Source organism: Elusimicrobiota bacterium, assembly GCA_016706425.1.
Lineage (GTDB): Bacteria > Elusimicrobiota > Elusimicrobia > FEN-1173 > FEN-1173 > JADJJR01.
Window position 1 is genome coordinate 1,799,014 of sequence record JADJJR010000001.1, and the last position, 16,400, is coordinate 1,815,413.

10 protein-coding genes are annotated in these 16,400 nt (G+C 61.2%); 1 reads left to right on the forward strand and 9 read right to left on the reverse strand.

Annotation, left to right across the window (positions count from 1 at the left end):
- Nucleotides 1-158 precede the first annotated feature (158 nt).
- The 5 genes from IPI56_07460 to IPI56_07480 are packed head-to-tail and all read right to left on the reverse strand — an operon-like array spanning nucleotide 159 to nucleotide 8,142.
- Nucleotides 159-3,380, reverse strand: a complete 3,222-nt coding sequence (locus tag IPI56_07460; protein ID MBK7545561.1) for an efflux RND transporter permease subunit — start codon at nucleotides 3,378-3,380, stop codon at nucleotides 159-161.
- Nucleotides 3,381-3,407: 27 nt separating this feature from the next.
- Entirely contained in the window at nucleotides 3,408-4,523 is a 1,116-nt protein-coding gene (locus tag IPI56_07465; GenBank protein MBK7545562.1) for an efflux RND transporter periplasmic adaptor subunit, read from the reverse strand.
- Between the two features lie 50 nt (nucleotides 4,524-4,573).
- Nucleotides 4,574-6,253 (reverse strand): hypothetical protein, encoded by a 1,680-nt coding sequence (locus IPI56_07470; protein ID MBK7545563.1) that lies wholly within the window; start codon nucleotides 6,251-6,253, stop codon nucleotides 4,574-4,576.
- A gap of 13 nt (nucleotides 6,254-6,266) precedes the next feature.
- Complete coding sequence (locus IPI56_07475) at nucleotides 6,267-7,631, reverse strand: TolC family protein (GenBank protein MBK7545564.1); 1,365 nt, start codon at nucleotides 7,629-7,631, stop codon at nucleotides 6,267-6,269.
- Between the two features lie 49 nt (nucleotides 7,632-7,680).
- A complete protein-coding gene (locus IPI56_07480; GenBank protein ID MBK7545565.1) occupies nucleotides 7,681-8,142 on the reverse strand; it encodes a hypothetical protein in 462 nt (153 codons plus the stop codon).
- Between the two features lie 58 nt (nucleotides 8,143-8,200).
- Here IPI56_07480 and IPI56_07485 point away from each other — a divergent pair, with 58 nt between their 5' ends.
- Nucleotides 8,201-9,322 carry a hypothetical protein gene (locus IPI56_07485; GenBank protein MBK7545566.1) on the forward strand — a complete coding sequence of 374 codons (1,122 nt, stop codon included), beginning with the start codon at nucleotides 8,201-8,203 and terminating at the stop codon, nucleotides 9,320-9,322.
- Here the strand turns inward: IPI56_07485 and IPI56_07490 are convergent.
- From IPI56_07490 to IPI56_07505, 4 genes are all read right to left on the reverse strand, one after another.
- The gene (locus tag IPI56_07490) at nucleotides 9,287-10,522 is read right to left on the reverse strand and encodes a tetratricopeptide repeat protein (GenBank protein ID MBK7545567.1); all 1,236 of its coding nucleotides are present in this window, start codon (nucleotides 10,520-10,522) and stop codon (nucleotides 9,287-9,289) included. The genes IPI56_07485 and IPI56_07490 overlap by 36 nt on opposite strands.
- A complete protein-coding gene (locus tag IPI56_07495; GenBank protein MBK7545568.1) occupies nucleotides 10,483-11,625 on the reverse strand; it encodes a PorV/PorQ family protein in 1,143 nt (380 codons plus the stop codon). The genes IPI56_07490 and IPI56_07495 overlap by 40 nt, the downstream gene beginning before the upstream one ends.
- Complete coding sequence (locus tag IPI56_07500) at nucleotides 11,622-12,590, reverse strand: hypothetical protein (protein ID MBK7545569.1); 969 nt, start codon at nucleotides 12,588-12,590, stop codon at nucleotides 11,622-11,624. The genes IPI56_07495 and IPI56_07500 overlap by 4 nt, the downstream gene beginning before the upstream one ends.
- A 197-nt stretch (nucleotides 12,591-12,787) precedes the next feature.
- Nucleotides 12,788-16,387 (reverse strand): efflux RND transporter permease subunit, encoded by a 3,600-nt coding sequence (locus IPI56_07505; protein MBK7545570.1) that lies wholly within the window; start codon nucleotides 16,385-16,387, stop codon nucleotides 12,788-12,790.
- Nucleotides 16,388-16,400: the final 13 nt, after the last annotated feature.

The following is a 16,400-nucleotide window of genomic DNA, read 5'->3' on the forward strand; positions in this document are numbered from 1 at the left end:
TGATCACTGGCATTTGCCTTTAAATTATATATGAACACCGTAATTTAAATACCCAAACTGTGTAAATTTTATGTAACTTATACTATGCGTATTAAGTACTAATAGTACACTTTACCGTCGATATAAATTCGACAGACGGCAACGGGATTCTTGCGGGTTTAGGCTTTTTCGAAGAAACGGCGGGCTTCGAGGTACAGCGCGGGGAGGACAACCAACGTCAAAACGGTGGACACGATCAACCCAAAAATCACCACAATCGCCATGGGGGCCTGCATTTGGGCGCCCCGGCCGATGCCCAAAGCAAGAGGCAACAGCCCGGCGATGTTCCCGGTGACGGTCATTAAAATCGGCCGAACGCGCGTGCGGCTGGACTCCAGGGCCGCCGCGGCCGGATCGTGCCCCTCGGCCCGACGTTGTTGAATGAATTCCAAAAGCATGAGGGAGTTGTTGACCACGATCCCAGACAGCATCATAAGCCCTTGTCCGGACATTAAATTGAGCGTATTGCCCGTCAACACGAGGGCCGGGGTCACCCCGTTGATCGCCAGGGGCACCGCCACCAGGGCCAAACAAGGCACCCACAGCACGTTAAACTGCACCACCATCACAATATAGACGAGGGCCACCGCCGCCACAAACCCGTAAAACAGGCTGTTGATGGAGGCCCGGGTTTCCTCCAACTCGCCGCCCAGTTCCACCGTGGTGTCGCGACGGTTGCGAAACTCGCGCAGGCCTTCACGCACGGCGGGCAAAACGTCGTCAACCTTTTTGCCGGACAAAAAGACGGACACCAAAACCACCCGCTGCTGGTCCCGCCGGCGAATTTCGCTGGGCCCCGGCGACACCGACAACCGCCCGTACTCTTCCAAAGGGTGGGCGGCCGAGCGGTCCAAGGGGCTCGGGACCACGATCCGCCCCAACGCGGCGGCGTCCCGGCGGTCCTCCTCGCGCAGGCGCACCCGCACCGGGATTTCCTTGCCCTCTTCCCGAAATGCCGTGGGGCTCTGGCCGTGCACGGCCACGAGCACCGCGTCGGCCACGTCGGCCACCGTGAGGCCGTCGCGCGCCAGACGGGATTCGTCCAACTCGTACTGCATTTGAAGGGACGGCAAGGTCCGGCTGTCTTCCATCTTGGCCACGCCGGGGATGCCCCGCAGTTTCTCTTTGAGCGCGTCGGTGGTTTTCTGAAGGGCGCCCAATTCCGCCCCTTTGACCTCCAGCACCAGGTCCGCTCCGGCCCGACCGAACACCTGGGAAAACACGTCGGCCCCCTGGGCCTCAAAATCCACCCGCGCCCCTTCCAAGTCGAGCGCCTTTAGCTTTTGGGCCGTGTCTTCCATGATTTTCCGCGCCGTTCGACGACGGCGCTTCCCGGTCGGCAACCGGTCGGCCAAATCGACCACCACCTGGCCCTGGTGGGCTCCCAGGGCGCCGAGAGCGCTCCCGCCCGAAGAACCCACGATCACGTTGCGGTGCGCCACCTCAGGCGTTTCGGACAGGACTTTTTCAATGCGCCGCATCGTCCCGTCCGTCACTTCGAGCCGGGCCCCGGTGGGCAAGGTCACTTTCATCATAAACTGGCTCTGGTCCACGTCCGGCATGGCCTCGCGGCGGATCAAGAACAAACCGACCCCGTTGATCAGCGTGGCGATCAACACCACCTTCAGCACCCGGCGCGGATCGCGGACGGCGACACCCAGGGCGCGCTCGTACCCCGACTCCAGTTGGCACCGCGCTCCCGCCAGACCCCCGCCCCAACGGCGAAGGAAGGGAGCGCGAAGGTCGATGTTCGCCTTCACGCTGGCGGCCGTCCCGGCGAGGCGCTCCCAAAAAACCTTCGCCCCGCCGCCGCGGCGTTCCCGCAGCGCGGACAGGGTTTTGTTTTCCAACAGCAGGACGGCGAGCGCAGGGACAAAAGTGAATCCAACGAGAAGCGAGGCCACCTGGCTCACCATCACGGCCACGGCGATCGGTGTGAAAACTTTTTGCGCGACCCCCACCGCCGCGAAGGGAATCGGGGCGAAGGCCGCCAGGGTCGTCGCCACGGAAAAGAACACGGCCCCGCCGACTTCCTCGGTCCCCTCCAACAGGCTTTCTTTCAAGGGCTTTCCGCCGTCGCGGTGGCGGGAAATGTTTTCGATGATCACCACCGCCGTGTCGACCAGCATGCCCACGCCCAGGGCCAAGCCGCCGAGGGTCAAGAGGTTCAAGGTCATTCCCCAACGCCAAAACACGCTCACAGTCAACAAGAGCGCCAGAGGAATGGTGAACCCCACAATGAGGGACCGGGTGTGGCTGCGCAAAAAGGCCCAGAGTACCACGTAGGCCAACAGCCCGCCGAACACCACGTTGCCCAAGACATCCGAAATCCCTTCCTGGATAAACACCGACTGGTCGTAAATCACTTTCAGGGCCATGCCCGTGGGCAATTGCCGTGTCACTTCGTTTAACGTGGCGCGGACGTCCCGGGACACATCCACGGGATAGGACTCGGAACGCTTGAAGACGGCCACGGAAATATTGTCCTTGCCGTCGTAGCGCGCGTGGCTCGCGCGTTCCCGGAAACCGTCCTCAACCTGGCCGATCGAAGACAGCCGCAACATCACCGGCTCCCCCCGGCCGCCGGGCCCCGCGCCCTCGGCCCGTACGATGGTGTCGCCGATGGCTTTGACTTCGTCGTAGACCCCGGTCACCGTGACGGGGTAATCGAACATCCCCTCGGTGGCCGAACCGGCCGAGCGTGACACGTTGCGCCGCCGCAGGGCGTCGGCGACCTCGGCGAGCGACAGGCGGTGCCCCGCCAGGCGTTGGGCGTCCACGTGTACCTGGATTTCTCTTTCGACGCCCCCGCTCACATCGACGCCGGACACGCCGAGGGTTTTTTCCAAGGCGGGGCGCAGGCGGGTTTCCACCAGATGCTGCAAATCCACAGCGGGCAGGTCCCCGGTCACGGCCAACAACAGGACCGGCCGGTCGAAGGGGTTGTAGCGCGTCACCTCGGGCTTTTTGGCCTCCAACGGAAGGAGGTCCTGCACGAGCCCCAACTTTTCTTGAACCCACAGGAAGGCGGCGTCCATGTCGGTGTCCCAACGGAACTGGATGTTCACCACCGACGCCTGCTCTTTGGAAACAGATTCGACGCGGCGCACGTTCTTGACGGTGCCGACGATTTGCTCCACCGGTTTGGTGACCAGGTTTTCGACTTCTTCGGGGCTGGCGTTGGGCAATAGGGTCACGACGGACAGCTGGGGGAACCTCAGATCGGGCATTAATTCCTGGGGTAGGCTTTTCCAGGCGAAGAGCCCCATGACGGCGAGGCCGGCGTAAACCGCCAACACGCCGAGCGGCCGGTCGACGCAGAATTTAACGAGGGATTTCAAAGGCGGGATCCGCGGGGATCCGGGGAGCTACAGCCCCGCGGCCGGGGCGGTCGAGGTTTCCACGTGGGCCCTGGGATCAAAAACGTCCATCACGTTGAGCAAAGCCCCGTCGCGCATCTCGGCGCCGGGGGTCAACACCACGAGGTCGTTGTCCGCCAGGCCGCCCACTTCCACCTGGCCTTCGTCCATAAACAAAATGTCCACGGTTTTTTCGCGGGCGCGGTTTTGCGAGTCCACGGTGAAAAGGCGGAGGGTCTTTTCGTCCACCTCGGCGCCGGCGTCCATCGGCACCGTCAAGGCCCCCGCCTTTTCGTAGCGGCGGATGGTGCATCGGGCGAACATGCCGGGGGTCAGTTTTTCATCGGGGTTTTTGGGCACGTCCACTTTGACGGAGAAGGACCGGGTGTCGCCCTTAAGGTAGGGCGTGATCGACAACACCGTCCCCTCTTCTTTATAGTCCGGTACGGCGTCCACAGTGATAGCCACCTTTTGGCCCGTTTTGAGGTGTTGAATGTCGTCTTCGGAAAGATCCATTTCGATGGTGACGCGGCTTTTGTCCATCAGCTTCCCGATCACCGTGCCCGGGTCGGCGTGTTCACCCACGTTCAGCCATTTTTCCACCAAGTAGCCGTCGTGGCCGGCACGGATGACGGTTTTGGCGGCCTCCAACCGGGCCTGGTTGTACCGGGCCTTGGCCTGTTCGAAAGTGAGGCGGTCGATGGTGCGGTCACGGAAATATTTGACGTTGGCTTTTTCGTATTCCAGCTGGGCGACGTTGAGGGCGTTGCGCGCTTCCGCCTGGTCCAGGACCGCGATGAGCGCGCCTTTTTTAACGAATTGGCCCTTTTCGGCTTCAAACCGCTCCACCCGGCCGGGGGCGCCGAACTGCAGATTGGTTTCCGCCCTGGCCCGAATGGTCCCGATGCGTTTGAGGGCCCCGGCCACGTCGCGCGGGCGCACCCGGTACGCCTTGACGGGAATGGCTTCCTTGGCCGCGCGATCGGCCTCGATGGCCTGGGCGCGGTACATGCGGTATTCTTGAAAGCGCCGCATTCCCCAGGCCCCGGCGATCACCAGCGCCGCGCCGACCAAGAGCGGCCAGCGGCGTTTGAGTTGATGTGTCGTGGGTGTGGGCGGTTGCATTGTCAGATTTTAGTAATTGGGAACGAAGTTATTGAACCAAAGAGAGCGCATTACGGCAGAATTCCCAATAATATTATTTGAAAAGATCTCGTCGTTACAGTACCGCCACCAAAACCCGAACGATTCGCAAACAACTCAAGATAATCGTTTTGTTTCAATTCAATGGCGGAAGGGTTTTTAACCACTGTTCCAGATACCGGCGTGATTCGCTCAATCTCTGTTCCATTTTTCTTTAGGATACAATCTCCAATATTCGTCCCTCGTATTTCGAAACTAACTAAATAAACCCCATTACGGGGGGCGACAAGACGCCCTGGGGATGAAAGATTGAAAAAATTGGATGTATCAAATGACTCATTGGGAAAAGTGACTAGGGTTGGTGAAGTGGGAATTGACAAATTCGAAGAACCGTCTACACGGGCCGCCACCGCCGGTAAGTTAACCACATTGTTCACTGTTAGAGAATCAACCGTCAATCCACCCGAAACCGGAGCCCCAAAAGAATTAATTTTTGCATTTCCGATGTTCGCGATGGATGCATTAAGGTTTGTTGAAATTAACTGACCAATCGTTGCTGAAGACGCAGTCAAATTTGTTGATGACAAATTTTGAATGGTTGAAGTGCCTGCCGAAATGTTTTGCACCGTTAAGGAAGATGCCGTCACAGTCCCAAAACCCAGCGAGGTGGCGGTCAAACTTTGCGCAACCAGATTTACTGAATTCAGGTTTTGCGTGACGAGGTTGGTGGATGTTAGGTTTTGAATTGTCGAAGAACTGATCCGCGCGGTGGGGATATCCACCAACCCATCCCTTGAAAGAGCCAATGCCGAAACGGGGGAGCTAAGCGCAGCGTTCGTGGCCTGAATATTCATTCTCCCGAGATTATTGACCGCCACTTGCCATGTTCGAGAGGCCTCCGGTGCCTGGGTGTTCCGAAGCACCACCGACGCACTCGAAGAAACGATATCCAAGGGGGCCCCGGGGGTTTCGGTTCCCAATCCCACTGGACCGCTCAGAAATTGCTCGCCGGCACCTCTCACCCGAAAGCGCAGTTCATCCGAATTGTCCCGAACGTCAAAAACCGGCACAGTTCCCACCACGCCCGATTTGCCTTTGATGGTAAGGGGAGTCACCGGCTGAGACGCCTGAATAAATTGGGCCACGCTGGGGGAAGAAAATATGATCGAGTCTGTGGCCAAAGGTGGATAAATTTTTGTTGCGTCCACTTTATCTAGTTGCGTAGGATGGCGCCAATCAGAGAGATAGGTGTTTGTAGTTATTAATATTTTCGAGCCGGCTATCCCCACCGCCACTTTCGCGTTCGTCACCGCCCCGTCCGCCAACGCCGCCGTGTCCACCCCACCCACGTCCACTGTCCTCGCCACAAAACTGTACGGGCTCACCCCCAACAGTTCGTTCGGGCTCAACGCCTCCCCGTCCACCGAAATCTTCAACTGCGGGTTTACCCCACGCCAATCAAACCCCGCGTCCAGCGTCGCGTCCCAAACGATCGTGAACTCCCCCGTCGCCGGCAACGTCACGTTAAACACTTCCGATTCCAACTCCACCAATGTCGAGGGGTGCACCAGAGCCAAGCGGATCGACTTCGGCCCGCTCACCGCCACCCCCGATTTAAATAGCCGCCCTTGATATGTAATCCGGTTCGGCACCGTGGCAAAAAGCATGCCCGCCGCAACCAGAGAAATTGGAATGATAAAAAGTTTACGCATTTTAGCCCTCTGACTAAGGTTCAACCCGGTATTGATCGGCGACACCGACGGCGCGGTTCAGGGCCGACACGGCGATCAAATATTGCGCCTGGGCCTGGGCGTGGGCCGCGTGGGCGAAGGCCACGCGGTTTTTGGCGGCGGCGTAGTCGCCCAGGTGCGCCCGATCGTCCTGCAGGAGTGCGCGGGAATCTTTCAATTCTTGCTGGGCCTCCTCGGCCTTCGAGCGGGCGGCCTCGCGCCGACGGGTGGCCGCCGTCACCCGCTGGACAGCCAAGCGCACGTCGGTTTCCAAATCCCGGCGCGCTTTTTCGTAGCGCCATTCTTCTTCGTGAAACGATTTGCGGCTCTCCCGGTTGGTCACGCCCGTCGTCAACGCGTCGCCCAAGGAAATGCTGGCGCTGTTGCTGTTGGTTTTGGTCCGGCTCGATTCCCCCAATTTGGGGCTGGTCTGCTCTTGGTAGGCGGAGAATTTTGCCGTGTTCCCCCCCAGGGCCCAGCCCACACTAACCCCGGCGTTCCAATCTTTTTTGTAGGAAAGACTTTCGCTCTGCACAAAAGCCGCCCCAGACCGGCCGTAAAAGCCGTTGAGATCGACTTTGGGGAACAAACCGCTACGCCCGATGGCGCGCCCCACCCGGGCGGACTCGATCATCCGATCGGCGATTCGAATGTCGGGGCGGTTCGACTTGGCCACGCGCAGGGCATCGCCTTCATCCACCGCGGCCTGTCCGGTCGGCAATTCCTCGGGCACGGCGAAATCCATGGGAACCCTTTGGCCCATGGCGTCCAGCAAGGCCACGCGCGCCTCCATCAGATCTTCCTCCAACTCCGCGATGGCGGTTTCGCTTTCCCGGTTCTGCGCGCGGGTGGACAACAGCTCAATGCGGGCCGTGCGGGCTTCGCTCAACTCGTGCCTCACCGCTTTTTCCAAATCCTCTTGAAGGGTTTTGTGATTGGCTTTGTGGATAGCCAGCGCGCGCTGCAGAGCAGCCACCCGCCAATAGGCCTCGGTCACCGCGTGGCGGACGTCCAGCCGTTGTTTTTCCAATTGCAGATTGGCGATTTCCGTGGCGAAAACCGACTGTCGGCGGGTGCCCCATACTTTTCCCCCGGAAAAGAGGGTTTGAGTGGCTTGAAGTCCGTAGGAGCGCTCGAGAAAATCCTGGTTTTCATCACCGCTGTTGTCGGCTTTACCGCGACTTTCATCAAGTTTTCCGGTCAAAGCGGGCAACACAGCCATGGTGGCCACCCGCTGCCGGGCTCGAGCGATCCCCAATTCATCCTGAGCCAACATCAACGCGGCGTTGTCGGTAAGGGCTTTTTCGATCAATACCGACAAACCCGTTGTCGATTTCTCTTCGGCGCCAACGGACGTCAAAAACAATGAAAGAATTAATGGCAGTACTTTTTTCAAATCCATACAATCCTTAATTCAATTTTTCAATAAACACCTGGGAATAAATCGATGTAAGCCCAAAGGCGGAGGACACTCCAAGACCGTTAATATTGTAGGTGACTTGACTTTGGTGCCACAATTGGAAAGATTTTGTTGAAGGAATATTAAAAATCCCGACACCTTCGGAATTATCGCCACCGTTATTTACATTATCGGCGTAAGCGCTACTTCCAATTATGGCGTCCACAGAATCGGTAATATTACGCCAAACCGTCTGATGCCGATACACACGAAATGCCGGAGCGCGCCAAGAAATCTTATAGGTTCCGGCAGGCAATGTGACTGTGTCCGCAGAGAGGGAGGCCCCGCTTATCGAATTGAATGAAACAGTATTTAAAGTCCGAACCCTCCAGGCGCCGCTTGCAAACTGGCCGCCCTCTGTTCCGGAAGGTTTAACATCCGCCACGATCATCATCGGGTATGGGGCGGCCAAAATAGGGGCCGTGATGGTATTCGTTACCGTTAGATTTGCGGTTGTTATCGATCCCGCCGTGGCGGAACCTGCTATGGTGGCACTGCCCACCGTCAAATTCGTGATAGTCCCCGAAGCCGCCGTAAAATTCCCCAGCACCGTCGATCCCGTGACGTTCAAGGGTCCGGCCACGGTCACGCTGGAGGCCGTGATTCGATTAAATGTCGAGGCCCCCGTCGCCGTCATCGTCGCCACCGACATCAACGACACCGTTCCTGTCGTCGCCGTCAGGCTTGTGAACCCCCCGCTCCCCGCCGTGATCCCTTTGTTCGTCACCAAGTTCGCGTCTTTGTCAAACCACGCCTGCTCTTGGGGCACGCTCCCCGTGTTCCCCAACACCCCGGAATCATATATCTGGATTATTTTACTCGCGCTCCCCGCCAACCCCTTCAACGCCAACGCCGCCGTGCTCACGCTCACCGCCTGCAGCACCTGCGTAAACGTCGAGTTCGCCACCAACGCCGTCCCCGCCACCTGCGTCCGCGACAAGTTTGCCAGCGCGTCGCTCCCCCCCCCCGCGTGGCTCGCCCCGTGCGCGCTCGGAATCGTCGGGATCGTCCCTTCGATCTTCGACGCGTCGATCTTGTCCTTGCTCACCGGGTGCCGCCAATCGCTCAAATACGTGTTCCCGGGGCTCGTCGACACCAAGATCTTCGCCGCCTCCACCCCCACCGCCACTTTTGTGTTCGTCACCGCACCGTCCGCCAAAGCCGCCGTGTCCACGCCCCCCACGTCCACCTTCCGCGCCACAAAACTGTACGGGCTCACCCCCAACAACTCGTTCGGGCTCAGCGCCTCCCCATCCACCGAAATCTTCAACTGCGGGTTCACCCCCCGCCAGTCAAACCCCGGATCCAGCGTCGCGTCCCACACAATCGTAAACTCCCCCGTCGCCGGCAACGTCACATTGAACACTTCCGACTCCAATTCCACAAAGGTCGACGGGTGCACCAGCGCCAGCCGGATCGATTTCGACCCGCTCACCGCCACCCCCGACTTGAACAGCCGCCCTTGGTACGTGATGCGGTTCGGGACGGCGGCCGACAAGGCCCCACCGAGTAACAACGTCAACAACAAAGTGGATTTTTTCATGGGGAATCCTCCGTTAATCCATTTTCTCTTTCAGCCGTCGAAGGGCTAAGCGGGCCTCGGTGTGCTTGGGGTCCAACCGCAGGGCTTCTTCGAAGGCCGCCTGGGCCGCGGCGTATTTCTCCGCCCCGTAAAGCTGCAACCCCTCGCGGTACTTGTCCTCCGCCGAGGTTTTAACCACCACCGGGGGCACATAAAGCTTTCGCCCTTCCATAATCCTCTTGATCTCGTTGATCTGCTCGGTCGCCTCGGGATTGGCGGGGTCGATTTCCAAAACCTGCCCAAAAATTTCCAAAGCTTCGGTGTAACGCTCCCCCACGGTCAACAAAACCCCACGGGACAACAGTTTGGGGACTTCTTTTTGGCGGGCTTCCTCGCGCACCGCTTTTTCAACAACGGTGGTCACTTTTCCCAGATTTTTCAGGGCGCCCATGGCTTCGGCATCCGCCGGGTCCCGCGCGAGGATCTTTTCGAGTCGCTTCCGCGCGGCCCTCAAATCGCCGTCGTTTTCGGCGAGACGCGCGGCGGACAAGAGCTCCGCCCGTTCCCGCCGCCACAATTCCGCGGCTTCTTTTTTCTCCGCCAAGGCCAGGGTGTCCTCGGCGCGGGCCACGGCCAACTCCGACGGCCAAGGGCCGGCGCTTTGGGCCAATCGGAGGGATCGGGCCGACTCCGACCATTGCCCCCGGTTGTAAAAAGCCAGCCCCTCGTAAACCGCCTGGTGTTGAATGGTCGGGAAGCGCCGTTTGGCCCGGGCGGCGAAACGTCGATCCAATCGCGCACGCTGGGTTTCGGCCTCATCCAGGCCGGGGGCTTCTTCCAGAATACGGTTCAAGGCGTCGGCGGCTTCCAACAGTCTCTCTTGGGAAATCAACTTGGCAACATGGTCCACACGCGCGCGCTGGTCGGCCTGGATGGTGTAGCGCCGCTCCACGCTCATCCGCGCGTCGCGGACGACGCGGGCGGTGTCGGCGGCGCGCAGGGCGTCGGTTTGTTTTTTGAGTTTGCGCGCCGACCGGTCAAGGGCCCGGCTTAAATCGGCGTGGCCCGGCGTGGCCCGAAGGGCCGACAAATAGACGAGCACCGCTTGGCGGTACTCCCCTTTTTTTTCGGCCTGGCCCCCTTGACGCAAGACGTGCGAAACGTCCGCCGGCCCCGCGTGGGCGGCCACCGCCAACCCCATCCCCCACAACGCCCGGCCCCAACCCATGGCTATTGCGGTCCGCCGGTGCCTTCCATCAAACGGCCGCATTCCTGTAAAAGTTGTTGGACGCCGGTGTCGTTGGGGTTGATTTGAAGCGCTTCGTTGAAATCCAGGATGGCCCGGTCGTAAAGTTTCAGGTCCATGTGCCGTCGCCCCCGCTCAACCAAGTCCTGGAACACCTCGGACGTGACCCCCGGGACGGCGGGCGCCGGTCCGAAGCGGTACGCCAGGGTAAGCCGGTGGGCGGCGTCGAGGTCGTCGCCGCCCGCGGACCAAGCGTAATCCACTTGGATTTGGCGGAGACGGAAACCCATGCCGGCGCGCAGGCCGGCGCCGGCCGTTTCGGTGGTGCGGTACCCGGCCCGAAGGGCCATAAGACCTTTTAACCAATATTCCGCGCCCGCCCCGACCGACAGGTCCTCGCCGGTCACCTGGTGGAAGTCGAGTCCCACCGTGAGGATATCCCCGGAGAGTGGCACGCTGTGCCCGACGCCGAACACGTATTCTGTCGGCAACGGCGTGGTTTCCGAATCAAATTTCAAACCGGGGCCCAGGTGGCGGATGGCCAACCCCAACGACGACCGGCGCAACCAGGGCGCTCGTTGGGCGGCCGCCCCCCAGGGCCGGGCGATGACGCCGAAATCCGCCGCGAAGGCCGAGGCAGATACCCCGGCGATTTTTTCATTAATGGATTTGGCCCCCGCGCCCAAGAACAGGCCGCTTCCCCCGCTGGCGCCCGCCACAAGATTGCGGCCCCAGGCTAAGGAAATCACATCGTCGCCTGACTTCAGAGACCCGGTGAGGTTGCTTTGGGCGTCAAACCCCGGCATATCGCCAAGGGCCAAACGCTCGTAGGCCAAGGCGACAGCGCCCACGTTTTTTAAGGCGAAGGCGGCGATAAACCGTTGGTCGGTGATGTCGTCGAGCCATTTGTTGTGGGAAAAAAGGACTTCGTTCGCCGTCAACCCGCCCAATCCGGCCGGGTTCCAGAGGGCGGCCAGGGCGCCTTCAGCCAGGGCGACCTGGGCGTCGCCCATGGCCACGGGCCGTGCCCCAGCGCCGATTTTTAAAAATTCGGCCCCGGTGTTGCCGTCCCCGGCCCAGAGAACCGGCGAAACCAGCAAAGCCGCCGCCAAGAGAACGCGTTTCATCGAACCACCGCCAATTTTCCCGATTTTCGGGATCCGTTTGATTCCACGACCCAAAGGTAAACCCCCGTGGCCAGGGGTTCGCCGGCGTCGCTGGTCACGTCCCAGGTTTCGGTGGCGGCGCCCGAGGTGTGGTTGATTTCTTTGACCAAAGACCCGGCCACCGTGTAAATCCGGATGGTGCACAGGCTCGGCAGGTTCTTAAAGGTAATGCCGCCGGCCGGCGTGCCGGTCTGTCCGGCGCCGGTTCCCGCGTTGCCCCCCGTGGGCCGCCAAGGAATCGGGTAGGGGTAAGTTTCGCTCGGGCTGAAGGCCGGCGCGCCCATCACGGCAAAAACAGAAAAATGGCTCACCCCGGCGCTCACGGTTTTCTCGTTCGTGTCGATCATCGGGTCGGGCAGACGCACCCAATTGCCGCGCGATTCATCGAGCCACCATATGGACAGGGTGTCGACACGAACCGGCGACGCCGCCGGCGACCCGTCGATTATCCCGTCATTGTCGCTGTCTATATAAGGCAGGGTCAGCGTCGCGGGTTTTGCCAACAAACCGTTTTGATGCGCGCCGGTGGCGTCCACCAAGAAGATTTCCCAAATCATCCCCCCGACCGGGAAGGTGTAGCCCGCCGCGGCCGCGGACAAATTGTTGCTCGCCGCCTGTATCACGGCCGGGGACGCGTGGATCGGGCTGGTGAGCGGGCTGGTGCTGGCGGCCGGTATATAGTCCGTCCGCATGGCCCCGGCGGGGATCAAGGCCCACGCGGGGGGTGTTTCACTCAAACGGTAAAGGAATTCGGCCCCCGCGCTCCGCAGGGACGAACCGCCCCACAAACCCGGAGAGAGCACGTAACCGGAAGCGTTGCCCAAAATTTGAGGCGACCCGATGTAGCCCGACGTATAAGTAAAACGCCAACTCACCGTGGAGGCGGCCTGTTCGGTGGCGCCGGAGTACCCAAAAAGGTCGGTCATGATAAAAGGCGGCGTGCTCGGGCTGAGGCGATACCCCGCCCGGGCCGTCCCCGCGGTGGACAACAAGCAAATAAATGAAAGTATTTTAAATGAGGCTCTCATGGATGGGCGATAGTATACCACAGGGAGCCGAAGGCGGACGAAAGGAATTGTAAACTTGATGTAAATAGACGTTAATACTTAAAACAAAAACGTTTTTATCCGACCGCCGGTTCGGTGGGGGCCGTCGGCTTTTTCGCCTCCGGAAAAAAAACGCGCAACCGGCGGGGCAGGTCCTCCAACAGAAAATACGTCAGGGCCGGGGTCACGAACAGCGTCAGCACCGTCGACGTCAAAAGACCGAAGACCATCGCCACGGCCAGGGGCCGCCAGAGGGCGCCGGCCTCGGAGGTGTCGAGCATCATGGGCAAAAAGCCGAGGACGGCGCTGCCCGCCGTTAAAAAGATCGGGCGCATGCGCGAGCGGGCCGCCTCGAGCAACCGCTCGCCCAGGGGGCGACGGGGGTCGGTGCGGCCGTTCAAGTGGTCCAAAAGCATGATCGCGTTGTTGACCACCACCCCCGCCAACATCATCACCCCCACCAAAACCCCCGTGGTGAGCGGAATGCCAAAAAGGATCAACCCCGCCGCCACCCCGATCAGGCACAACGGCACCGTCGACATGATCACCAGGGGCTCCAGCAGGGACTCAAAAAGCACCACCAACACCAAATACACCAAGAACACCATCACCAGAACGCCCCCCGTGAGTTGAGCCAGGGCCCGGGCCATGTCGCGCACGCCCCCCTCCAACACCGCCCGGTATTCCAACGGGAACTCCATTCGATCCAGCGCCTTTTGAATCTCCTCCGCCGCCCGCCCCAGGGACAGGCCCTCCCGGTTGGCCGTCACCTCGATGAACCGCTCTTTGTTCTCCCGATAGATTTCGTTGGGCATTTGGGACATACGAAGCGAGGCCACCTCGCCGAGCCGAACGGAGCCCCCGCGGGTCAAAACGGGCAGATCGGCCAGGGCGTCCAGGTTGGCCCGGTCTTCCTGCCGCAGGCGCACGATGGTTTCCGTCTGCCGCGCGCCCGATCGATAAAGGGTGGCCCGCAACCCGCGCATGAGGGCGTGGGCCGTTTCGGCGACGGACTCGGTGGAAAGGCCGGCGCGGGCGGCCCGCTCCTGGTCGACCACCGCCAACACCTCCGGCCGGCCGGGCCGGTAGCGCATCTTCACGTCCGCCAGGCCTTTGATTTTCCCAAGTTCCGAGGACACCCGCTGGGCCAACTCTTCCAAGACGGCGTAGTCGGGGCCCAAAAGCCGGACGCCGATTTCCTGCCCGGTCCGCGGGCTGGAAAAATGCACGAAGGCGTTTCCGTCCCGGTCCCGCCCGACGTTTTTCAATTTCTCCCGCAACAGATCCCGCACCTGCTCGGTGGTCCATCGACGCTCCGCCCGGTGGACCAAGGTGACATACACCTTGGAGGACCAGCCCTCGATGCGGCTCACCGCCGTGAGGACCGCCGGGGCCACCTCCGGATCGCGGGCAAGCACACCCTCAATGTCGGCCACCACGGCGTTGGACACGTCCAACTTCGCCCCGCTGGAGAGCTCAACAAAAACCACGAACTCGTCCAGGGCGCCGGAGGTCTGAAAGTCCCGCTCCGTCGCTTTAAAAAGGACCAAGGTCGATGTGGCGGCGAGCAAAAGAGCCGCCGACAGCACCGCCCCGCGGTGACGCAACACCGACGGCCAATGGCGGGCGTAGTTTCGCAGGGCCATAAAACCCGCCGCCGTGGTCGCCACCGCCGCCGCAAGGAACACCGCCTTCGCCCCGCCGCGGCCGCCGGCCCACCACAGGCCGCCAAACAGCAAAAGAAACAGGCCCGCCAATTCCAAAGGCAACAAATTCTCCAAAGCCGGCGACCGTCGCCTTCGCCACATCGCCGCGACCCATTCCCCCCACTTTTCAATCCGGCCGCGCGCCGCCGCAACAAGACTCGCCCCTTTTCCCTTGCAATAATCCCACCCGCCCGCCAGTCGACCGCCGGCCCGCGCCGCTTTTTCACCCCATCGAATTAATACCGCCGGCCAACGCGGCGCGCCCCGCAAGGGGATCCCCGCCGTCAGCAGGGGCACCACCGTCAATGAAACGCCCAGGGAGGCAAACAACGACGCGCCCACCGCCGCCGCCACATCGGTAAACATGTCTTGAATGTCTTTGGAGAGGAACAAGAACGGCACGAACACGATGGCGTTGGTGATGGTGGCACCGATGAGAGGGGTGACCATTTCCTCCGTTCCGGCGAGGGCCCTTTCGCGCGCGGCGGGGCCCGGTGGCCCGAGATTTTTGTGGGTCAAGTTTTCGTAGACCACCGTGGCGTTGTCCACAAGCATGCCCATCCCCAACGCCAAGCCGAACAGGCTCATGACGTTCAACGTGATGCCGCAGGCCTGGAAAAGCAGAAAACAAAACAGGGCCGAAAGGGGCATGCTCCCGGCGACGATGAGCCCAGGCCGGACGTCCGGATCAAAAAAAGCGGTGAAAAGAAAAACGGCCAATAGAATCAGATAGAGGGGCTCCAAGGGCGCGTCCCCGACTTTGAACAGCGCCCCCCCCACCATCAAAACCAACAAGAACCCCAACGCCCCCCCGGCGACGCGTTGGGTCGAACGCCGCTCGCTTTCAAACAAACACAACGCCAACAAAATCAAGAGCACGCCGCACACCAACGACACCCGCACCGCCACCACCGCCGTCATAATCCCCTGGGCTTGGTTGCTCACCACCACCCGGCGGAGGCCGCCCCGGTCCACGGGCAGGGCGCGCCAGGCGGCGTCCAGGGCTTTTTCCACCTCGCGGACCGTGCGCAGGGTGTTTGCCCCGGATTCCTTTTGAATGTAAAGGGACACGGCGGCTTGGCCGTTCAACCGCGACAGGCTTTCCGGCTCTAGATAACTGTCCCGCACCACGGCGATGTTTTCCAAAAGGATCGTGCCGCCGCCGGCGTCGCGGCCCACCACGACTTTGCCGATGTCCCCCACCCCCTTGAACCGCCCGGCCACCCGCACCGGCGCGACCCGGGTGGCGCTCTCCACGCTGCCCACCTGCACCGCCACGTTGCGGCGCCCCAGGAGAGCCGTGACCTTGTGGGGAGACAACCTGTAGGCCACCAGGCGCGCCCGGTCCAACTCCACCAGGATCTTCCCTTCCCGTCCGCCACCCACCTCCACGTTGGCTACCCCGGGGGCGCGCAACAGCGCGTCTTTTATCCGTTCGTCCACCAAACGCCGCACTTCCTCCGAAGACAAACGCTCGCTGGTGATGGCGGCGATGTAAACGGGGGCGTCGTTTTCCTCGAAGTGGGCGATGACGGGCTTTTCAATTTCGGAAGGCAGGCGGGCCAGGGCGCGGTCCACCCGTTCGTGCACTTCGGCCGTGACGCGCTTCATGTCCACGCCGGGGTGGAAATCCAGCGTGACCGCGCCCCGGTCTTTCTTGGCGTTGGAAAAAAGGGATTTGAGGCGGGGCAGGTCCCCCAGGGCGGATTCCAGGGGGCGGACGATCAAGGTTTCCACATCCGTGGGGGCCATGCCCCCGCGCACCGCCACGGACACCGTGACGGTTTCGGACGCGGCGTTGGGCATCAATTCGACCGGCAGGCCCCGCAGAGCGATCAGCCCCCAGGCGGTCAATGCCGCCACCAACACCCCCATCAAAGCGGGCCGTCGGAGGGCCCACCGCGGCGCCGCGCGGGACGCCAACAGCAACCCCGCTGCGAAAACAAAAATGGGTGTTAAGGTTTTTTCCATTTCACTCCAAGGT